At 58.8% G+C, this 18,977-nt stretch carries 20 protein-coding genes; 8 read left to right on the plus strand and 12 right to left on the minus strand.

Annotation, left to right across the window (positions count from 1 at the left end):
* Positions 1 to 11: 11 nt before the first annotated feature.
* Together RRU01S_RS00705 and RRU01S_RS00710 are read right to left on the minus strand one after the other, a co-directional pair.
* A complete protein-coding gene (locus tag RRU01S_RS00705) occupies positions 12 to 920 on the minus strand; it encodes a CHAD domain-containing protein (protein ID WP_045228327.1) in 909 nt (302 codons plus the stop codon).
* Entirely contained in the window at positions 904 to 1,392 is a 489-nt protein-coding gene (locus RRU01S_RS00710) for a CYTH domain-containing protein (RefSeq protein ID WP_045228328.1), read from the minus strand. The genes RRU01S_RS00705 and RRU01S_RS00710 overlap by 17 nt, the downstream gene beginning before the upstream one ends.
* Positions 1,393 to 1,543: 151 nt before the next feature.
* On the opposite strand from RRU01S_RS00710, the gene RRU01S_RS00715 reads away from it, so the two are divergent.
* Both RRU01S_RS00715 and RRU01S_RS00720 read left to right on the plus strand, forming a co-directional pair.
* Entirely contained in the window at positions 1,544 to 2,182 is a 639-nt protein-coding gene (locus tag RRU01S_RS00715; protein ID WP_045228329.1) for a 2-dehydro-3-deoxy-phosphogluconate aldolase, read from the plus strand.
* Positions 2,183 to 2,278: 96 nt separating this feature from the next.
* On the plus strand, positions 2,279 to 2,980 hold the full coding sequence (locus RRU01S_RS00720) for a tellurite resistance TerB family protein (RefSeq protein WP_045228330.1): 702 nt from the start codon (positions 2,279 to 2,281) through the stop codon (positions 2,978 to 2,980).
* A 282-nt stretch (positions 2,981 to 3,262) separates the two neighbouring features.
* Here RRU01S_RS00720 and RRU01S_RS00725 read toward each other — a convergent pair whose 3' ends face one another.
* Both RRU01S_RS00725 and odc2 read right to left on the minus strand, forming a co-directional pair.
* The gene (locus tag RRU01S_RS00725) at positions 3,263 to 3,829 is read right to left on the minus strand and encodes a GNAT family N-acetyltransferase (RefSeq protein WP_045228331.1); all 567 of its coding nucleotides are present in this window, start codon (positions 3,827 to 3,829) and stop codon (positions 3,263 to 3,265) included.
* A 247-nt stretch (positions 3,830 to 4,076) separates the two neighbouring features.
* The gene (odc2, locus tag RRU01S_RS00730) at positions 4,077 to 5,210 is read right to left on the minus strand and encodes an ornithine/lysine decarboxylase (protein ID WP_045228332.1); all 1,134 of its coding nucleotides are present in this window, start codon (positions 5,208 to 5,210) and stop codon (positions 4,077 to 4,079) included.
* A 543-nt stretch (positions 5,211 to 5,753) separates the two neighbouring features.
* Between odc2 and RRU01S_RS00735 the strand changes: the two genes are divergently transcribed.
* The 3 genes from RRU01S_RS00735 (at position 5,754) to RRU01S_RS00745 (ending at position 8,502) form a co-directional block, all read left to right on the plus strand.
* On the plus strand, positions 5,754 to 6,647 hold the full coding sequence (locus tag RRU01S_RS00735) for a LysR family transcriptional regulator (protein WP_045228333.1): 894 nt from the start codon (positions 5,754 to 5,756) through the stop codon (positions 6,645 to 6,647).
* A gap of 95 nt (positions 6,648 to 6,742) precedes the next feature.
* Positions 6,743 to 7,390, plus strand: coding sequence for a DUF1007 family protein (locus RRU01S_RS00740; RefSeq protein ID WP_045228334.1), 648 nt, complete (start codon positions 6,743 to 6,745; stop codon positions 7,388 to 7,390).
* Positions 7,384 to 8,502 (plus strand): nickel/cobalt transporter, encoded by a 1,119-nt coding sequence (locus RRU01S_RS00745; protein ID WP_045228335.1) that lies wholly within the window; start codon positions 7,384 to 7,386, stop codon positions 8,500 to 8,502. Before RRU01S_RS00740 ends, RRU01S_RS00745 begins: the two co-directional genes overlap by 7 nt.
* Before the next feature lie 27 nt (positions 8,503 to 8,529).
* On the opposite strand, the gene RRU01S_RS00750 is transcribed toward RRU01S_RS00745, so the two are convergent.
* From RRU01S_RS00750 to RRU01S_RS00765, 4 genes are all read right to left on the minus strand, one after another.
* Positions 8,530 to 8,736, minus strand: coding sequence for a hypothetical protein (locus tag RRU01S_RS00750; RefSeq protein ID WP_045228336.1), 207 nt, complete (start codon positions 8,734 to 8,736; stop codon positions 8,530 to 8,532).
* Positions 8,733 to 9,416: a GNAT family N-acetyltransferase gene (locus tag RRU01S_RS00755; protein ID WP_045228337.1), complete on the minus strand. Its 684-nt coding sequence runs from the start codon at positions 9,414 to 9,416 to the stop codon at positions 8,733 to 8,735. Before RRU01S_RS00755 ends, RRU01S_RS00750 begins: the two co-directional genes overlap by 4 nt.
* Before the next feature lie 101 nt (positions 9,417 to 9,517).
* The gene (locus RRU01S_RS00760; protein ID WP_045228429.1) at positions 9,518 to 11,326 is read right to left on the minus strand and encodes a methyl-accepting chemotaxis protein; all 1,809 of its coding nucleotides are present in this window, start codon (positions 11,324 to 11,326) and stop codon (positions 9,518 to 9,520) included.
* A gap of 301 nt (positions 11,327 to 11,627) precedes the next feature.
* Positions 11,628 to 12,791, minus strand: coding sequence for a hypothetical protein (locus RRU01S_RS00765; protein WP_045228430.1), 1,164 nt, complete (start codon positions 12,789 to 12,791; stop codon positions 11,628 to 11,630).
* Positions 12,792 to 13,041: 250 nt separating this feature from the next.
* On the opposite strand from RRU01S_RS00765, the gene RRU01S_RS00770 reads away from it, so the two are divergent.
* Positions 13,042 to 13,335 (plus strand): hypothetical protein, encoded by a 294-nt coding sequence (locus tag RRU01S_RS00770; protein WP_045228338.1) that lies wholly within the window; start codon positions 13,042 to 13,044, stop codon positions 13,333 to 13,335.
* A gap of 123 nt (positions 13,336 to 13,458) precedes the next feature.
* Here RRU01S_RS00770 and RRU01S_RS00775 read toward each other — a convergent pair whose 3' ends face one another.
* The 4 genes from RRU01S_RS00775 to RRU01S_RS00790 form a co-directional block, all read right to left on the minus strand.
* Entirely contained in the window at positions 13,459 to 13,848 is a 390-nt protein-coding gene (locus RRU01S_RS00775; protein ID WP_052815888.1) for a VOC family protein, read from the minus strand.
* A gap of 83 nt (positions 13,849 to 13,931) precedes the next feature.
* On the minus strand, positions 13,932 to 14,924 hold the full coding sequence (locus RRU01S_RS00780; RefSeq protein WP_045228339.1) for a WD40 repeat domain-containing protein: 993 nt from the start codon (positions 14,922 to 14,924) through the stop codon (positions 13,932 to 13,934).
* Between the two features lie 206 nt (positions 14,925 to 15,130).
* Positions 15,131 to 16,261 carry a CobW family GTP-binding protein gene (locus RRU01S_RS00785; protein WP_045228340.1) on the minus strand — a complete coding sequence of 377 codons (1,131 nt, stop codon included), beginning with the start codon at positions 16,259 to 16,261 and terminating at the stop codon, positions 15,131 to 15,133.
* A gap of 78 nt (positions 16,262 to 16,339) precedes the next feature.
* On the minus strand, positions 16,340 to 17,164 hold the full coding sequence (locus RRU01S_RS00790; protein WP_045228341.1) for a creatininase family protein: 825 nt from the start codon (positions 17,162 to 17,164) through the stop codon (positions 16,340 to 16,342).
* A 77-nt stretch (positions 17,165 to 17,241) separates the two neighbouring features.
* Between RRU01S_RS00790 and RRU01S_RS00795 the strand changes: the two genes are divergently transcribed.
* Together RRU01S_RS00795 and RRU01S_RS00800 are read left to right on the plus strand one after the other, a co-directional pair.
* Positions 17,242 to 17,751, plus strand: coding sequence for a MarR family winged helix-turn-helix transcriptional regulator (locus RRU01S_RS00795; protein ID WP_045228342.1), 510 nt, complete (start codon positions 17,242 to 17,244; stop codon positions 17,749 to 17,751).
* A 121-nt stretch (positions 17,752 to 17,872) separates the two neighbouring features.
* A complete protein-coding gene (locus tag RRU01S_RS00800; RefSeq protein ID WP_045228343.1) occupies positions 17,873 to 18,895 on the plus strand; it encodes a LacI family DNA-binding transcriptional regulator in 1,023 nt (340 codons plus the stop codon).
* Positions 18,896 to 18,977: the final 82 nt, after the last annotated feature.

The following is an 18,977-nucleotide window of genomic DNA, read 5'->3' on the forward strand; positions in this document are numbered from 1 at the left end:
ACCGACATCGCTTAACTGGCAGCGTCTTCCCACAGGAGACCGACGATGCGGCTTTCGGCTTTCGCAGATTCGGCGAACACTTGCTCGGCAAGCTCCAGACACTCCTGACGCAGCGCCTGCTGGCGGTGGGTGATAGCCTCCACGAGAAAGGCGAGCGTGTCGCCATCCGCGAAACGTTCCGGTTCCTGATCGGCAAAGGTTTTCAGCATGGACAGGTCGTGCTCGTGCCCCAGCAGATCGACCAGCCGCTTGGCGTCGACCTTCTTGGCGCGCATGGCCGATGGCCAGAGCCTGCGCATCAGCGCCAGATGCATCCAGTAGATTTGTCCGCTCTTGCGCAGATCGTGGAAGTCCTCGTCGTGGCCCTGTTCGTGACATTGGCTGAGGGCATCGAGCGCCTTCTGGCGCTGCTTGCGCCATGTCTTGCTGATCAGCTTTGCAGCGGTCTTTTTGCCGGATGGCAAGGAGAGGTGCAGCAGGGCATGTTTGCCCTTTTCGCATTCCATTAGCGCATCGGTTATGCGGGCAGGCAAGTCGCCGTCATCGCCGGTCATCGCATCACGCCGTTCGACCAGCGCGTCATGGGCGGACGCCAGCGCCTTGCTCTCAGCTTTTGAGCGGCTGAATGGCTGGAGGTAAAGGATCGTTTCCACCAGGGCTGCGGCCTCGCGGGCCTGCGATAGGGAGCGGGCGATATCGCGGAAGCGGATATTTTCAGCCTTGCGGAATTTTGGCTCTTCAGATGCCGCGAAGCTGTAAAGGGCACGCAGGCGCTTGAACTTCTTGCGGGCATTGTGCACGGCGGCATGCGGGCCGTCGGGTTGTTGTGACAGGGCCGCGATGGCGTCGTCGATCAGCTCGACACCGGCCCGTTGCAACTCGTCGGCGAAGGGTTTTTTCGGATCAATCCTGAATGACATGGCATAGCTCGGTGCTGAGATCCTCTGTCGCCAGATGCTGGTTGGAATAACGGTGGTCGCCGGTCACTTCGTCGCCGATCCAGGCGGGCAGGGCGGGTTGGTCTGTCTCGGCATTCAGCTCCACCTCGGCAACGGTCAAGCCTCTGTAGAGGCCGTCGAATACATCGACCTCCCATACGAAGCCTTCATGCTCGACGGTATAGCGGATTTTTTCGATGATGACGCCGGGGGCGGAGCTTAGCAACTCCTCGGCGTCGGCAACCGGAATGTCATATTCATATTCGTCACGCACCAAAACACCGACGCCGACCTTGATGGTAAGCGTTGCGGCGTCCTCGCCCTTGATCCGCACCCGAACCGAGCGGTCTTCCAGCGATACGATATAGCCCTGACGAAACCGTGTGCGTGTCACGATTTCCTCGCGCCAGCTCTCGTCTGCCACCAGAAACTTGCGTTCGATTTCTTTTGCCATTCAACGCCCTGCCTGATTTTCAGGCACCCTAGCGCAAGCCACTGTCATGAAAAAGCAATGAAACTGAAATATTTCGTTTTGCCTCGACAGGTCAGGCTTTGCGCGGTAATTGAATGCGCAATTCAATCGATTCAAAAGAGGAGACACCGTCATGGCCCAGGATTCCGAAAAGCTGCTTTCCATCCTGAAACTCCAGCCGGTCGTGCCTGTTCTCATCGTCGAAGATGCAGCATCCGCTGTGCCTTTGGCCCGCGCGCTGGTTGAAGGTGGTCTGAAGGCCATCGAGATCACCATGCGCACACCCGCAGCACTCGATGCGATCCGCGCCGTGGCCGATGAGGTCGAAGGTGCGCATGTGGGTGCGGGCACCATTCTCAATGCCAAGGATTTCGACGCTGCCGTCAAGGCCGGCTCGACCTTCATCGTCAGCCCCGGCGTCAACAAGAGCGTCATGGAAGCGGCCAAGGGGTCCAAGGTTCCGCTGCTGCCCGGTGCGGCGACGGCCAGCGAAGTCATGCATCTGCGCGACAAGGGCTACAAGGTTCTGAAGTTCTTCCCCGCCGAACAGGCCGGTGGTGCGCCCTATCTCAAGGCCCTCTCGTCCCCGCTGGCCGATATCATGTTTTGCCCAACGGGCAGCGTGTCGCTGAAGAATGCCAAGGATTACCTCGCGTTGCCGAACGTCATCTGCATTGGCGGTTCCTGGGTTGCGCCGAAGGACCTCATCGCCGCTGGTGATTGGGCTGGCATCACCAAGCTGGCAGCAGAAGCGGCAGCACTTGCTGTCTAAGCTTGCCGCGTTCACGATGGCGTGAACGTCACGGCCATTTGTATTCCGGTCCCAACTTCCTATCTCCTGTTTATATTCAACAAACAGGAGATTTGAATGTTCGACGCGAAAAAGCTTCTAGACCAGTTTTTGGGCTCCAACGTGCCGGGCCTGTCGGGAAGCGTGCGGGACAGGGCCGGGCAGGCCACCCAGATCGCGAAGAACAACCCGATGAAGGCAGGCGCCATCGCCGCCGCCATCTTAGGCACCAAGACCGGCCGAAAGTTGGCGGGCAATGCCGCGGCTGTGGGCGGTATCGCCGCCATCGCAGGTCTCGGCTATCTCGCCTACAAGAACTACCAGTCCGGCCAGAAGCCGCAGGCGGTGCCGCAACCGCAGCCGACACAGGAACTCTTGCCACCACCGGTCGATTCGCCGTTTCACCCGCAGTCGCCGACGCTCTCCAACAATTTCGCGCTGACGCTGGTGCAGGCGATGATTGCCGCTGCCAAGGCCGATGGCCATATCGACGCTGCCGAACGCGCCCGCATCATGGAAAAGCTTCAGGTCTCCGAGCTGGATCGCGAGGCGGAAGCCTTCATCGAAAAGGAACTGGCCGACCCGCTGGATATCGACGCGCTGGTGGCGGCTGCTCAGACGGAAGAGCAGCGAGTCGAGATTTACACGGCATCGCGCCTCACCATCGAGCCGGACAGCCGAGCGGAGCGTGGATATCTGGACTTGTTGGCGGGCCGTCTTGGTTTGCCGGACGCTCTGGTGGAGCATATCGAGGCGACGGTTTCTGCTGCCAAGGTCTGATGGAGTAGGGGCGCGGCTGCTGTGGCGTATGCCGCTAGCCCCCCTCTGCCCTGCCGGGCATCTCCCCCACAGGTGCGGAGATCGGCTCGCTGAGATGCCTTATCCACATTGAACGTTTCGAATGCGGCAGCAACTACTCCGCAAACGGTTTTCACCTGACGCTATTGGTAAACCGATGAGCGCACGCCCAGCTGATCTCCCCACCTGTGGGGGAGATGCCCGGCAGGGTAGAGGGGGGCTAGCCCCGAATTCCGCCCCTCACTTCCAACGACGTAACCTGTCTCAGGACAGCTTGCGACCGCTCGCCACCAGCATACCGGCAGCGCCGTCAAGCCAGCCCTTTTTCAATTCCAGCGCCAGAAAGCGCGCGCGCTCGAAGGGGCCGGGCATGACGAGGTGTTGGGTGTGGCTGGCGAAGAAGCCGAAGCGTTCGTAGTAGGGGGCGTCGCCCACCAGCAGGATCGCGCCGTGCTCGCGCTTGGCAGCTTCGGTGATGGCCGTACGCATGAGCGCGGAGCCGATGCCCTTGCCTTCATGGGCGCAATCGACAGCCAGCGGTCCCAACAGAAGGGCTGATACGGGGCTACCTTCGCGCGTCACGCCCGCCTGCACATTCCACAGACGAACGGTGCCGATGACGTGGCCGTCGGCATCGCGTGCCACCAGCGCCAGACCGTCAGCCGGAACGCGACCGGCGCGCAGCTTTTCGGACGATTTGCGACGACGGCCAGAGCCCATGACGCGGTCCAGCAGGTTTTCGCGAGCAACGGTATCGCCCGGATTTTCAGCGTCGATATGAAACGTCTGTGGCGTGAAGAATGCACGAACAGAATTGAGAACAGCGGCCATCCCGGCCTCCCGTCACCAAGCCGCCCACATAGCGGCACCTGAATGAAAGCATGTCGCGCAAAAGCTCTGGGCTGTCTGCGATAACGCTATGCGATGAAAAGAAGAATTGAACCGTTCCGACCCGTTAAGCGCTTTTCCTCGGCTGGACAGAGGTGCGGCAAGCAGGGTTTGCGCCTAGGCGCGGTGGCAAAGCCGGAACGGGAGGACCCGAAAGAATGCTGCCTGCCCCCAGACGGGCAGCACCCACTCAGATCACATAGGACTTCAGCGGCTCGAAACCGTTGAAGGCGACCGCCGAATAGGTGGTCGTGTAGGCGCCCGTGCCTTCGATCAGAACGTCGTCGCCGATGGTCAGAGAGACCGGCAGCGGGTACATGTTCTTTTCATACATCACGTCGGCGCTGTCGCAGGTCGGGCCGGCCAGAACGCAAAGCTCCATCGCATCTTCGTCCCGCTCGGTGCGGATCGGATAGCGAATGGCCTCGTCCATGGTTTCGGCCAGACCACCGAACTTGCCGATGTCGAGGAACACCCAGCGGTGGTTGTCGTTGTCGGACTTGCGCGAAACAAGCACGACTTCCGCCTTGATGACACCCGCATTGCCGACCATGCCGCGACCCGGCTCGATGATGGTCTTCGGAATCTGATTGCCAAAGTGCTTGCGCAGCGCCGTGTCGATGGCTTGGCCGTATTCTTCGGCAGCAGGTACGTCGCGCAGGTACTTGGTCGGGAAACCACCGCCCATGTTGACCATCTGCAGGTGGATGCCCTGCTTGGCCAACGACGCGAAGACGCGCTTTGCATCGCCCAGCGCCGCATCCCATGCGTCGAGGTTCATCATCTGCGAACCGACGTGGAAGGATACGCCGTAGGATTCCAGACCCAGCTGATGGGCATAGACCAGAACGTCGACGGCCATCTGCGGCACGCAACCGAACTTGCGCGACAGTGGCCATTCGGCACCTTCGCCATCGGTCAGAACGCGGCAGAATACGCGCGCACCAGGTGCTGCACGGGCAACCTTTTCCACTTCTTCGTGGCTGTCCACGGCGAAGAGGTCGATGCCCAGAGCAAAGGCGCGCGCAATATCGCGTTCCTTCTTGATGGTGTTGCCGTAGGAAATACGGTCGGATGTCGCACCCGAATCGAGCGCCATCTGGATTTCAGCCACGGAGGCGCAATCGAAGTTGGAGCCCATGCCGGCCAGAACTTTGAGAATTTCTGGAGCTGGGTTTGCCTTCACGGCATAATAGATCGCACTGTTTGGCAGAGCATGCCGGAACGCGTGAAAATTATCGCGCACGACGTCAAGGTCGACCACAAGGCATGGGCCTTCTGGGCGGCGGGTCTTGATGAAGTCGAGGATGCGTGCAGTCGTCATTGTTGTATTCCCTCGAATGTTCCGGCTCTGGATGAAATCCAGAGGACAAAGGGCGCTCAAGATATGCGGAACGAAGCAGCCGGTGGAGACGCTGAATCCGTCGCATACGCTCAAGGCGCAATTGTGAACAACGCCCTGCCAAGAGCATTATTCGGCTTTGTCTGCCATGGGATTGGCGGGAATCATCCCCAACCGCACTTACGGCAATGATGGTGTGCCTCTTTAGTACCCCGGCTGATGGAAAGCCGGCAGAGAACCAGAAAGGCCCGCACCGTCGTTGCTTCGTATGTCCTCGCATTTCCCGGTTGGCCGGAATAGCGACTGGAGGGGTTAATTCCAGGTACCTTACCAAACTCCTCACCACATCGAGGGTCCGGCGGACACACATGGGCACGTGCGACTTTGGGCAACCGGGAGATAGGAATATTCGCAGTCATAATCAAGGGAATTTTTCATCATAATGCGGATTTTTTCAGCATCCCATTTTATTCTTGAACGCTGAGGCTCTCGCGTTCAATTATATGGAACAAACAGGAGCCTCCGATGGACACTCTCACCCGTATCAGGGCCTTTATCGATGTTGTCGAAGCGGAAGGCTTTTCCGCTGCCGCCCGCAAGACCGGGCGCTCTAAGGCGCTGTTATCGAAATATGTGCGCGAACTGGAGGACGATCTCGGCGCGCTGCTTTTGAACCGCACCACGCGGCAGTTTTCCATGACGGAAGCGGGCCATACCTATTACCGCACGGCTGCCGACATTTTGAAGGAAATCGACAATCTTGCCGACCTCGTGCGCGAGAACAATGCCCACCTGAAAGGCAAGTTGCGGATGTCGGTGCCGCGCAGTTTCATCGATGCCGATATTGGCCAGAGCCTTATCGATTTTGCCAAGGAGAACCCGGAACTATCGCTGGAAATCGTGGCGGAAGACCGGTTCGTCGACCTCATCGAGGAAAACTTCGATGTGGCCATCCGCATCACAAAGCTCGAAGATTCCGGCATGATTGCCAAGAAACTCTCGGAGTTTCGCGTCTACGCCGTCGCCACGCCCGCCTTCATTACCCAGCATGGCCCGCTCAATTCGCCGCAGGATCTGGGCAAGGTCCCTTGCATCGTGGACAGCAATTCCCGTTTTCACAATCACATCCGCTATTTCGAGCCCGGCGGCGGCACCAACTCCGTGGCGATCAACGGTCCCATCGAAGTCAACAGCCCGCAGGCCACGCTGCGCGCTGCCCGGTCGGGTCTTGGCGTGGCCATCGTGCCGGATTTCATCGCCGGGCCGCATATCCAGTCGGGCGAACTCGTGACCCTGTTCGATGACCATATATCGCGTGACCGCGGCATCTACGCCGTCTACCCGCACCGGCGATACCTGCCCGCCAAGGTGCGCAGTCTGGTGGACTATCTGACCATGTGGTTCAAAAAGAACGGGTGAGCCATTGCGACGGCTTCGGCGCGGGGGTCGAAATTCGGTCCCAATTTGCGCTAGAGTCAGGCAAGAGATTCTTTCATCCAGACAGACGGACATTTATGAAAAACGCGATTTTGCCACTGGCTGCATGCCTGGCCGCCTGTCTTGCCCCCATGACGGCCATGGCCCACCCGCATGTGTTTGCCGAAGCAAGGCTCGAAGTGATCGAGGGCACCGATGGGAAGGTGCAGGAAGTGCGCAACATCTGGCGCTTCGACGAGATGTTCTCGGCCAGCGTGGTGCTGGACTACGACAAGAACAGCGACGCCAAACTCGACAAGGAAGAGCTGGCCGAAATCGGCACGACGGTGGTCGAATCGCTGGCGGAGTTTTCCTATTACACCTTCATTTCCGCCGATGGAAAAACGGTCGATGTCGCCAAGCCCGATACCATCCATGTCGATTACAAGGACAATCAAATCCTGATGTTCTTTTCCGTGAAGCCGAAGACGCCCTTGCCGATCAAGGGCAAGCTGTCCTTCGGTGCCTGGGACCCGACCATGTACACGGCCATCGATTTTGCCAAGGACACCGATCTGGTGGTGAAGGGCACACATCTGGCCGCGTGCAAACATACGGTGGTGCGCCCCAACCCGGATGAAATCATCGCCCAGAACCAGAACAATCTGACGGATGCCTTTTTCAACGATCCCACGGGCACGGACATGACCAAACTCTTTGCAACCCGGCTGGAGCTGACATGCTGAACAGGCGCGACGGTTTCCTGATCGCATTCGGGCTTCTGGCTGTTACCGTCACCATGGCCCATGCGCAATCGCCATTGGGTATCGGTTCGGCCGAGCCCTCCATCTCGGTGGGTGGTCCGCTTGGCCCCTTCTTCCAGTGGATCAATGTCCACCAGCAATCCTTCTACCGGGCGCTGACAGGCGCGTTGAAAGCCATGCGGGAAGACCCCTGGGCGCTGACATCGCTGATCGGGCTGTCCTTTGCCTATGGCGTGTTTCATGCGGCAGGCCCCGGTCACGGCAAGGCGGTGATCTCGTCCTACATGATCGCCAACGAAATCCAGCTGAAGCGCGGCATCCTCATCTCCTTCATCTCGGCGCTGCTGCAAGGTGCCGTCGCGATCGCACTGGTGGGCGCGGCTTACCTCGTGTTGCGCGGCACCTCCATCACCATGACCAAGGCGACGCAGGCCATGGAGATCGCCAGCTTCGCCATGGTCGCGCTGTTTGGCGCTTGGCTGTTGTTTCGCAAGCTGCGCAGCTTCATGACACAGCGCGAGCCGGCGCCGACGCTTGCCGTTGAACCGGCCGGTCCAGCATCCGCGATGGCTTTCAACACCAGCCGTTTTTCTTCCATCGAGGAAGAAACCGGCTCGGTCAGAACCGGCCCTGTCAGAACCGGAATGGGCACGGGCCTGCGGTTCCAGGGCCGTCAGGTCTTTGCCGACCATGCCCCAAGCGGCAATGGCGAGGTCTGCACTACCTGCGGCAACGCGCATGCACCAGACCCGTCGCTGCTGCAGTCGCGTGATTTCAGCCTACAGGAAGCATGGTCGGCCATCATCGCTGTGGGTCTGCGCCCCTGTTCCGGCGCCATCATCGTCATGAGCTTTTCGATTTTGAACGGCTTGTTGCTGGGTGGCGTTCTCTCGGTGCTCGCCATGTCGCTGGGCACCGCCATCACCGTCACGCTGCTGGCAAGCCTTGCCGTTAAAGCCAAGGACATCGCCGTCCGCTACGCCGGTTCCGGCAGCACCAGAGCCATGCGTCTGGCCAACGGCATCGAGATTGCTGGCGCGCTGGTCGTTTTGCTGATGGGCTTGGCCCTGCTGGGCGCTTCGCTTCAGGTGTGACGTCTCATCTCTAAAATCAAATTGCGACTAGCGACCACGCCTTTGATACCGCGCCCGTAGCCAAAAAATTAGGAAAAATGCCAGCACTGCCACCGTGTCGAATATGGCGGCGACCCAGACGGAATAGTGTTCGGCCAGCCAGAGCGTGATGGTCGGCATGATGTAGAACAGCAGGCCGAAGCCCAGGATGATGGCGATGGCGGCAAGGGCGGCCGATGTGCTTTTGCCGGTCATGCGGGCAGGCCCGCGCGAATGTCTTCCAGCTTTTGTTTCTGAAGGCCCTCGGGGCCGAAGTTTTCTGGTGCCAGCCAGGTTTCGAAGGCCTGTTTCAGCACCGGCCATTCGCCGTCGATCATCGAAAACCAGGCTGTATCGCGATTGGCACCCTTGGCTACCATGTGCTGGCGAAAGACGCCTTCGAACATGAAGCCATAGCGTTTGGCGGTTGCCTTGGACGCTTCGTTTTCATTGTGGCACTTCCACTCGTAGCGGCGGTAGCCGAGATCATCGAAGACGTGGCGGGCCATCAGATAATGCGCCTCGGTCGCCAAAGCCGTGCGCTTCATCGCTGCGCCATGGGCCACGGAGCCGACTTCAACCACGCCGTTTTTCGGATCGGGCCGCATATAGCTTGCCATGCCCACGACATCGCCGGTGGCGTTTTCGATGAAGACAAGCGTCACCCAGCCGAAAGCGGTCTGTGCGCCCTCGATCCAGTCGCCGAAGGCCTGCGAGTTCAAAAAGCCGTCCTGCGGGAAATATTTCAGCAGATCGTTGATGCCAAGGCCACCCAGCGCCGTCCAGAGCTTGTCGAGATAGAGCGCCCGCTCAAACGGCGCAGCCGTGACGAGGCGCCCCTCCAGCGTGACGGGTTGCGGGGCCGGACATCCCTTGAACTGGCTGAGATCGCGCATTCTTTTCCTCATAAAATGAAGGAAAAGACTTACGGTAGGTGGGTGGTAAAGACAACAGGGGATTGGGTTTGGGGTGTCCCCTGTCGTCTGCGTGAACGGCATCAGGCGGCGCGGCGCGTGGCGTTGGCAGGCTCCAGCCTGAACTGGCCGACCATGGTCGAAAGCGAGGTTGTGGCGTCGGCGATCGTCTGGCTGACCGCGGTGGTTTCCTCCACCATTGCCGCGTTCTGCTGGGTCATCTGATCGAGCGAATTGACACTGCTGCTGATTTCCTGAAGGCCGACGGATTGCTCGCGGGCGGCCGTTGCGACACTGTCGATGTTGGTGTCGATGCGGGAGACGAAATCCTCGATCTGGGTCAGCGCGCTGCCGGTGGACTGGACGAGGGTGACGCCGCTTGCGACCTGTTCGCCCGACTTGCCGATGAGATCACGAATTTCCTTCGACGCCTTGGCCGACCGTTGCGCCAGTTCGCGCACTTCCTGGGCCACGACCGCAAAGCCCTTGCCGGCTTCACCGGCACGCGCGGCTTCCACACCGGCATTCAGCGCCAGAAGGTTGGTCTGGAACGCGATCTCATCGATGACGCTGATGATGGACTTGATTTCGCCCGACGCGCTTTCGATGCGCTGCATGGCGGAAATTGCCTCGGTCACGACGCTGGAGGACTGGGTGGCGGAGACGCGTGCCTGCTTGACCAGATCGCGCGTTTCGTTGACCCGTGCTGTCGACGTTTTGACGGTGGAGGCGACCTGCTCGAGTGCCGCGGCGGTTTCTTCCAGAGCTGATGCCTGCTGTTCGGTGCGCCGTGACAGATCACCGGCTGCGCCATTCATCTGATGGCCTTGGCTGCGCAGATGATCGGCTTCGGCGAGGATCTTTCCAAGCGTGGACTGAAGGGTGTGAACCGAGGCATTGAAGTCCTGACGCAGCGTTTCGAACTTGGCGTCGAAGCGGCGATCAAGCGTTTTACTCAGGTCGCAATTGGACAGGTTGTTGAGGCCGCTTCCCAGCTCTTCGATGGCAAAGCGAAGGGCGTTTGCTTCCGCCACGCGTTCTTTTTCGCGGTTCTCGCGTTCTTCGTTGGTGGCCAGCCGCGATTGCTCGGCTTCGCTCTCCAGCTGTCGTTTGGCAAGACCCGCATCCCGGAAGATCGCCAAGGCACGCGCCATGGCGCCGATTTCATCATGACGCTTGAGGTGCGGCGGCGCTTCGTCCAGATGGCCCTGTGCCATGTGGGTCATGGTTTCGGTGATCTGGCGGATCGGCGCGATGGCCCGGCGGCGCAGGAAGATGGTGGTGGCGATGGACAGGAAGATCAACAGGCCGCCGAGGACATAATTGGTGTTTTGCAGGAAGGCGGTTTGCGCAGCGGCCTCGGTTTCCTTTTCCTTGCCATAGACCGTGCCCATCTCCACCAGCTGGTTGACGGCATCTTCATGCGCGTGGAATGTCGCGCTCAACGCGTTGAGAGACGTGGTGATCTTTGCCGGGTCGGCGGCGGCGAGTGTGGGAAGGGTGTCGGTCTCCAGAAGGCTCCAGAACGCATCGCCCTTGATAAGCACGTCGTTTTGCAGCTTCTGTTTCAAGGTGTCTGGAAGGGTGGTCGTCTTCCAATATTCGCGCCGTTCCTGATACTGGCCTTTCAGCACCTTGATCCGCTCGACATTCTTCGCCATCCGGTCTGTATGAAGCGCTGCCTCGTTGGTGAGCGCATAGGTCTCGATCAGATAGAGCGGTGGCGGCAGGATATCGGCGATCAGATCCTTGCTGTCGACGATTTCCTGATAGATCGGGCCGTTGACCTTCAGCTTATCGAGCGCATATCCGCCGGTGAGAAGGGTGAGAATGACACCGGTGGCCAAGGCGACGCCGGTTGCAGTGACGAGAGCAGAAATCGACAGCTTCATTGCGAAAATTCCGGAGACGGGATGGGAAAATGGCTTGTCTTGCCGGAAACCGGCGGCATGAAATGATCTGGAGCAAAGCCGACGGCAAATAAGGCTGCGATGTTTCTCGATCATCAAAAGTTCAAAATGCGACAAAGCCTGAAAAGCATGTTCCACAAGCTTTGTTCGGTCATATTTTACAATGAGTCTTTTTATTTTCTCTTAAGAGAATCGGGTCTCTAAACACTTGTTTATGATCAATAATTCTAAAATATAAGTTTCTATTTTAGGTAACTTGCAGGCGATGTCCGATGGATGTCCGTCAGAAACTGCCACTGTAGCGGGAAGAGATGGCACTGCCGTGATAGGCGGCTGCCTCGTCATATTCGTCATGCAACAGGCGGGAAAATTCCAGCTCCAGCTTGCGGTCCTCGCCGGTATCGAGCGAAAGCGTTGCGACGAGACGTCGTTCGCTGCTGTCGTAATCGTAAAAAATCCAGTCCTTGTGGGTCCTTTCTACGGCAAGGTCGAAGCCAAGGGACTTCGTCAGCTTGGTTTTCATTACCGCTTTCCAGCGGCGTTGGAATTCGCCCAGCGGATCGTCCAGATCGTAAAGCGCATAATCCTGCGAGAAGCCCGCGCCGAGCGACAGGCGGTCGGTGAGCGCCAGTTCGGCTTCTGCGCGCAGATACGGCCTGACACGCCTGACCTTGTCGCTGACCTCATCCCCGGCGATTGTCGTGACGCCTGCTTCCATGAGGATGGCGAGTTTGTCACCGAATTTGCGGCCATAGGCCAGCGAACCGCGCAGGTTGGTGGCGGGAAAACGGTCATAGCGTTGTTGCTGACTGTCAGGAATCAGGCTGGTGTTATAGGCCATCGTCATACCGGCTTCGCCGCCGGCCAGCGCCCTGATGTGATCGGCTTTCAGGCCCAGCAGAGCCTCATTGGCTTCCAGCCGCGCTGGCAGGAAGTAGCCGGGGCGGAAGCGTGCCGTGCCCTTCATGAGGTTGGTGTAGCTGGCTGTGACCGTGTTCTTGCCACCGAAGGCGTCCAGCGTGGCTGTGGTGGACAGGTCGAGCTTATGGTCCAGACGACGATAGCCGACGACTTGACCCGGCAGCTTGAGAAAGATGTCGCCCGCATCGCTACGGGTGCCGCGCATCTGCGCGCTCCATTCCAGCCTGTCGGAAATTTTGCGCGAGAGGGAGACATTCACCCAGCTATTGTGCTCCTTTGCAAAGCCATAGCGCGGGACGCTGACTTCCTGATGATTAAGGGAATAGCCGAATTTCGTGCCGTCTCGTTCGACCTCGCCCTCCACACCGATGCTTGACCGCAGGCTGAGGATCGCGACCCTGTTGATGTCGCTGAAATAGTTGGTGTCGTAACTCGTTTCCGCCGTGTAGGTGACACGTGGCTCGGCGCTGGCGCCATGTGCGCAAGCACCTGATATGAGCAACGCGATCACGGCGCGAAAGACCATCAACATCTCCAATATCTAATTGAGTAATATCTTATTGATAGATGGTTAATAAGATATAGTGTCCCTTGTCATTCTGGTCGGCTCAGGCCGGGTTGGTCGGGCGAGGGGTGTTTGTGTGTATTTTAGTCAACTTGCACATGTTAATATTAACGGTTTATTATAACATTAGCATATGCTTGCATTAGTTTATCCTAATTGTACTGTTTGACCACGCCAAGCGGCGTTGTTTTACAGATCAGAGGAGAGAGAAATGCTTATGAAAATCGCATGTGCCACGATCGCTCTTACCGTTGCTTCCATGGCGCCTGCCCATGCGGGTGGACTGCTGGGCGGCCTTCTTTCCGGCAATAGCAACAAGGGCGGTCTCGTCACCGTATCGCCCAATGTCGACCTCGGTGTTGGCAACATCCTGTCCGGCAACGGTGTTTTGAACGGCAACAAGACCGGCCTGCTGAGCGGTATTCTCAACGGCAACAAGACATCGGTCGATGCCATCGGCAGCGATAATGACCGTGGCTATAACAAGAAGAAGCGTCGCCACTAGCGCACACCCCACGTGCGCTTGACCTTGCGCACGGCGCAAAGAGGCCAATTTGTTCTGCGCAACGCGTCGCGGAAGGGGAGCCGAAAAGCTCCCCTTTTTTCGTGGTCATTGGCAGGGACGCGATTATGCCGTGTTCGACAGCCTTAGATAATAGCCTTCCGGATCGATGATCCGAAAATCGGTCACACCCCAGGGATGCGTGGCAAGATCGCTCGAAATCGGCCATCCGCTTGCCTTCACCCTGTCGTAGAGGGATGGAAGATCATCGACCTCGATAACGATTTCCACGCCCCGACCGGCGCGTTCACCAGCGACCACTTTGGTTGGATGATCCGGTGGCAGGGCATCGTTCCTGTTCAGAGCCAGGCGAATGTCGCCCCTGAAAAGGGGCGTGTAGCCGCCATGGCCCTCTGGCCCGGCGGTGAAATCCAGCACGCTGGTGTAAAAGCTTTTGGAGCGGGCAATATCTGCCACGAAAAGCTCAACGCACAATCCCGGTTTCTTCATCTCCATCGACGTCCTCCAACATCGCAATGAGGCAACTGTGCCTATAGCGCTGAGACTATCGCCGATTTCAGCGACATTGCGATGGGATTTTACGCCGTGATGTCGATAATGCCGCAATCGCCTGCTTCGGACGCGAAAGCCAGGAGGTTGCCGGTGTTGCTCCAGTCCATGGAGGTGATGGCACCCTTGCCGGGGCGGCGCAGCAGCGCTTCTTTCTGATCGGCAAGGCGCACGCCAAGGATCATGCCGTCGGCAAAGCCGATGGCCAGCACTTCGTCCAGCGGGTGGAACGCGACATGGGTGACCATGATGTTGGCGCGGGTGCCGAGCTCCAGCGGTGCCTTGCCCATCGGGCCGTCCTTGCCGGCGAAAGGCCAGACGATGGCCGCCGGTGCGCCGGATGAGGCAAGCCATTTGCCCTTGTGCGACCAGGAGATGGATTTGACCTTGGCGGGATAACCGGTCATGCGCATATGGCGCGTTTCCATGCCGCCCTTGGTGGCTTCCATCTTCCAGCCGTGCAGGGCGTTTTCCTGCATGGTGGTGACGAGGAATTTGCCGTCTGCGGAGAAGGTGACGCCGGTATGGGCACCCTTCCAGTCGAGATCGATCGGATCACCAGCACTTGCCACCCAATGCAGGGTGACGCCATTGTAGCGGGCGGCGGCGATGCGCAGACCCTTGGGCGCAAAGGCGATGGCTTCGACCGTGCGCTCTTCCTTGAATTCCTTGACCGTACCATCCCCCAGACGCACGAAGCTGGACTTGCCGACGCCGTAAGCGATGGCGTTTTGCGGACCGCCTGCGACAACGCTGATCCATTTGCGCGGCACATGGGCAAGCTCGGTCACCGTGCCATCATGGCGGATGCGCAGCACCTTGCCATCCTCACCGCCGGTCAGCAGCGTGGCGCTGTGGGGATCGCGGATGCAGGTGAGCAGGCCCTGATGCGCCTCAATGACCTTCTCGCCGCCATCCAGCCGGTGAATGCTGCCAGCGGCTGTCGCAAACATGGGAATTTCGCCCAGAAAATGCGTCGCGACGACGTGGCCTTCAAGGTCAAGAGGGGCAACGGTGGGCATGGGTAAAGGGTCTTTCTGTCGTGAGGCAGGCGCGTTGGCCTTTGGTTTTTATCAGGTCTGGGTACGTCGTTCACTCTTCCGTCACCCCGGCCTTGAGCCGTGGTCCAGTTGCCGCGCGTCTGCGCGGCATAAAGAGTCTTTCGCGATCAAAGACTTGATCGCAATGGATACCGGATCAAGTCCGGTATGACGGAGAAAGGGAGCAATTAAGCAGCCGCGGCGGCACACGCGTTAAAGCTATTCTCCAGCTTTTCGCGATCCAGGTTGCGGCCGATGAAGACGAGGCGGGACTCGTGCTTCTCGCCGTCCTTCCAAGGGCGCTGGTGATCGCCTTCGATGATCATGTGGACACCCTGAACGACGTAGCGTTCCGCATCGTCCTTGAAGGCGATGATGCCCTTGAGGCGCAGAATGTTGGGGCCGTCGGTCTGCGTTACCTTCTGAATCCAAGGGAAGAAACGCTCCGGGTTCATCTCGCCGCCGCGCAACGAAACCGACTGTACCGTCACATCATGGATAGGCGAGGGGGCGTGGTGGTGTCCATGATCGTGATGATCGTGGCCATGGTGATCATGATCATGCCCGTGGCTATGGTCGTGATGGTGGTGATCGTGCCCGTGGTCATGGCTATGGTCGTGTCCGCAATCGGGGCCGCAGACGTGGTCGTCATGTTCCTGTTCGAGGAAGTGCGGATCGTTTTCCAGCGCCCGTTCCAGATTGAACGCGCCCTGATTGAGCACATGGGCGAGATCGACGCCGGAGCGGCTGGTCTTGTGAATGCGGGCGGATGGGTTGATGGCGCGCACCACATCTTCGATCACGGCCAGTTCCTGCGGCGTGACAAGATCGGTCTTGTTGATGATGACGACATCGGCAAAAGCGATCTGGTCTTCGGCTTCGCGGCTATCCTTCAGGCGAAGCGGCAGGTGCTTGGCATCCACCAGCGCGATGACGGCATCGAGCTCGGTCTTGGCACGCACATCGTCATCCATGAAAAAGGTCTGAGCGACAGGCACGGGATCGGCAAGGCCGGTGGTCTCGACGATGATGCCATCGAAACGGCCCGGACGGCGCATCAGGCCTTCGACCACGCGAATGAGATCGCCGCGCACGGTGCAGCAGACGCAGCCATTGTTCATTTCGTAGATTTCTTCGTCCGATTCGACGATCAGATCGTTATCGATGCCGATTTCGCCGAATTCATTGACGATGACGGCGTATTTCTTGCCGTGATTTTCCGACAGGATGCGGTTGAGAAGCGTGGTTTTGCCCGCGCCCAGATAGCCCGTCAACACGGTAACAGGGATCGGCTTGATGATTGCTGCTGCTTCGGTCATGAGAAACCTCTGAAGATGATGGGCCGCGACGCGGCTTTGAAAGCGTTGTCGTTCATATAGGCGTGTGGCAGAACGAGTTCAAAGAGAATCTGCCGAAGTTTTTTGAACCGAGCTTTCAAGCAAATTCATGTCGAAGGCAGACACGTCCTCCAAAAGCTCCAGCAATCCCGCCACCGCATGGGCGATGATCGCCTCGCCCTTTTCGGCAGTAGCAGCGGCGGCGTTGCCTGCTGCACCCTGTGTGTTCAGGTCCGACATGCGCCAGCCGAAAGCGTGCTGGCCATAGGCGCGCAGATGTTTGAAGCGTTGGGCGAACGCGGACTGTTTCGACGGAAAGTTTTCGGCCTTCTCCATCCTCACGAGCTGCGGGTGCAGCGCCAGCATGACGGAGGTTTCGATATCGCCGCCGTGAATATCGATGGCCTTATCTTCCGGGGTGATAACGCCTTGCGGCATGCCGAAACGGGTCCAGCTGGTGGCGACAGCCAGCATATCGAACCGCACCCGTGCTTCGGTGGCGACGATCGTCATCAGCGGGGAATTGCCGCCATGGGCATTCAGCATCACGAATTTGCGGATGCCCTTGTTGTGTTGTGCTTCTGCGATGCCCAGCCAGCGGTGCACGGCCTCATCGAAGGCAAGCGTCTTCGTGCCTGATACATCCATGTGCTCGATGGAATAGCCGACCGGTTCTGTGGGCAGGAAATGGATGGGCGCGGTGGGGGCGAGCGCCTGTTTCAACTGCTCCACGATGCCTTGTACGATCAGCGTATCGGTCTCGAACGGCAGGTGCGGGCCATGCTGCTCATGCGCCCCCAAGGGCAGCACGGCGATGATCTCGTTTGGCGCGTAAGGTGCGGCTGTTACGTTATTGTCGTGAATATGCGTATATGTGTCAGACATCTGGCGATCTGCGCCTGCATTCGTTAAGTGTTACAAGAACATATCGTCGTCCGGGGCTTCAGGAAAGGCATTTGCTGATGAGCAAGGATAAGCTGGCCAAAAAGAACAAATCCGAGAAGAAAGCCAAGTCCGGCAAAAAGAAGGACGTGACGTTCAACCCGGAAGAGCTGGCCCAGTCCATCACGCAGGCCGCCCGCTCCATGCGCACGGCGCTCAGCCACAACCTTGCGGCCAGCGGTCTTTATGCGGGCCAGGATGGTGTGATCCTGGCACTGGCGCAGGAAGGCAGCATGACGCCGGGGCAGATTGCTCAGAAGCTGGGCGTCAAGGCGCCGACCATGACCCGCACCATTGGACGCATGGAAGCGCAGGGCTTTGTCGAGCGCAGCGCTGGCGATGGCGACGGACGCCTGACCATGGTGAAGCTGACGGAAGCCGGTTTGAAAAGCGTCGAACACATCAACGCCTCGCTGGCCGATTGCAATGCGCGCGCCATCGAGGGCCTGTCTGCCAAGGACGTCAAAACGGTCGTCAAACTGCTGCGCAGCATCGACGCGAATTTGCAGCCTTTTGAATCAATCGATTAAAATTTTGAATTTCTATCCGTCGCTGCTTTGAATCCCTTAAAATCGTTGCGCGTTTTGTTTAAATTGTTTAGTCACAATTTAAAGGCTGCGGAGGCGGCTTGCGTGACTGTGGGAGGATGCTGTGGCGCAAAAAATTAAACTATCGACCATTGCCGAAAGCCTTGGGCTTTCAACGGCGACCATATCACTGGCGCTGCGCGACAGCCCGCTGGTGGCAGGCGATACGCGCGAAAAAATCAAGTTACAGGCCCGCGCGCTGGGTTACATCTATAACCGCCGGGCCGCCAGTCTGCGCACCTCGCGCTCCGGCATTATCGGTGTTGTCTTTCACGATGTGATGAACCCGTTCTACGGCGAAATTCTCAAGGCCATAGAAAGCGAGCTGGACCGCAGCCGCCAAACCTTCATTCTGTCCAACCACTACGATTCTGTCGAAAAACAGCGCACCTTTATCGAGACGCTGCTGCAGTTGGGCAGTGACGGTATCATCATGTCGCCCGCCATCGGCACCCCGCTGGAAGACATGACGCTGGCCGAGGAGAACGGCATGCCGGCCATTCTTGTAGCGCGTTCCATGGACGGCGTGGATATGCCGACGTTTCGGGGCGATGACAGCTATGGCATTTCACTCGTCACCAACCACTTGATCAGCCTTGGCCACCGCACCATTGCCATGGTGGGCGGAACGGACCAGACCTCGACCGGCCGCGACCGCTATCAGGGTTACGTCAACGCGCTGCGCAAGGCGGGTATAGAGGTGGATCCGAACCTGCGCATTCCCGGTGCGCGCTCCAAGCAAGGCGGCTTCGAGGCTGCGGTGAACTTTTTGTCGCTGCCGCAAAAGCCGACCGCTGCCGTGTGCTGGAACGACCTTGTCGCCATCGGTCTGATGAACGGCATTTCGCGTGCGGGCTTCGTGCCGGGCAAGGATATTTCGGTGACCGGCTATGACGATCTGGAAGAGGCCGCGATTGCCACGCCTGCGCTGACGACGGTGTCCAATGGTCAGGCGGAAGTGGGACGGCTCGCGGCGCGGGCGCTGCTGGACAGATTGGCGGGAAGCCATGAGCCTGACGGTATCCACCTGATCAAGCCGGAAATGCGCATTCGCCAATCCACCAGCCCGTGCGTTCCGCGCAAGTAGATATTTGACCCCATTGTCGTTTCGAATGCGGGTTCCGCTTTTGGAAATGATGGTCTAGCTTGGCCTCATGCATAGCAGGAGG

This window comes from Agrobacterium rubi TR3 = NBRC 13261 (genome assembly GCF_000739935.1).
In the GTDB taxonomy this organism is placed as follows: Bacteria; Pseudomonadota; Alphaproteobacteria; order Rhizobiales; family Rhizobiaceae; genus Agrobacterium; species Agrobacterium rubi.

Bases quoted from the DNA above. Each gene is read 5' to 3' on its own strand.
- RRU01S_RS00705 (WP_045228327.1), bottom strand. From the start codon at position 920: ATGTCATTCAGGATTGATCCGAAAAAACCCTTCGCCGACGAGTTGCAA.
- RRU01S_RS00710 (WP_045228328.1), bottom strand. From the start codon at position 1,392: ATGGCAAAAGAAATCGAACGCAAGTTTCTGGTGGCAGACGAGAGCTGG.
- RRU01S_RS00715 (WP_045228329.1), top strand. From the start codon at position 1,544: ATGGCCCAGGATTCCGAAAAGCTGCTTTCCATCCTGAAACTCCAGCCG.
- RRU01S_RS00720 (WP_045228330.1), top strand. From the start codon at position 2,279: ATGTTCGACGCGAAAAAGCTTCTAGACCAGTTTTTGGGCTCCAACGTG.
- RRU01S_RS00725 (WP_045228331.1), bottom strand. From the start codon at position 3,829: ATGGCCGCTGTTCTCAATTCTGTTCGTGCATTCTTCACGCCACAGACG.
- odc2 (WP_045228332.1), bottom strand. From the start codon at position 5,210: ATGACGACTGCACGCATCCTCGACTTCATCAAGACCCGCCGCCCAGAA.
- RRU01S_RS00735 (WP_045228333.1), top strand. From the start codon at position 5,754: ATGGACACTCTCACCCGTATCAGGGCCTTTATCGATGTTGTCGAAGCG.
- RRU01S_RS00740 (WP_045228334.1), top strand. From the start codon at position 6,743: ATGAAAAACGCGATTTTGCCACTGGCTGCATGCCTGGCCGCCTGTCTT.
- RRU01S_RS00745 (WP_045228335.1), top strand. From the start codon at position 7,384: ATGCTGAACAGGCGCGACGGTTTCCTGATCGCATTCGGGCTTCTGGCT.
- RRU01S_RS00750 (WP_045228336.1), bottom strand. From the start codon at position 8,736: ATGACCGGCAAAAGCACATCGGCCGCCCTTGCCGCCATCGCCATCATC.
- RRU01S_RS00755 (WP_045228337.1), bottom strand. From the start codon at position 9,416: ATGCGCGATCTCAGCCAGTTCAAGGGATGTCCGGCCCCGCAACCCGTC.
- RRU01S_RS00760 (WP_045228429.1), bottom strand. From the start codon at position 11,326: ATGAAGCTGTCGATTTCTGCTCTCGTCACTGCAACCGGCGTCGCCTTG.
- RRU01S_RS00765 (WP_045228430.1), bottom strand. From the start codon at position 12,791: ATGGTCTTTCGCGCCGTGATCGCGTTGCTCATATCAGGTGCTTGCGCA.
- RRU01S_RS00770 (WP_045228338.1), top strand. From the start codon at position 13,042: ATGCTTATGAAAATCGCATGTGCCACGATCGCTCTTACCGTTGCTTCC.
- RRU01S_RS00775 (WP_052815888.1), bottom strand. From the start codon at position 13,848: ATGGAGATGAAGAAACCGGGATTGTGCGTTGAGCTTTTCGTGGCAGAT.
- RRU01S_RS00780 (WP_045228339.1), bottom strand. From the start codon at position 14,924: ATGCCCACCGTTGCCCCTCTTGACCTTGAAGGCCACGTCGTCGCGACG.
- RRU01S_RS00785 (WP_045228340.1), bottom strand. From the start codon at position 16,261: ATGACCGAAGCAGCAGCAATCATCAAGCCGATCCCTGTTACCGTGTTG.
- RRU01S_RS00790 (WP_045228341.1), bottom strand. From the start codon at position 17,164: ATGTCTGACACATATACGCATATTCACGACAATAACGTAACAGCCGCA.
- RRU01S_RS00795 (WP_045228342.1), top strand. From the start codon at position 17,242: ATGAGCAAGGATAAGCTGGCCAAAAAGAACAAATCCGAGAAGAAAGCC.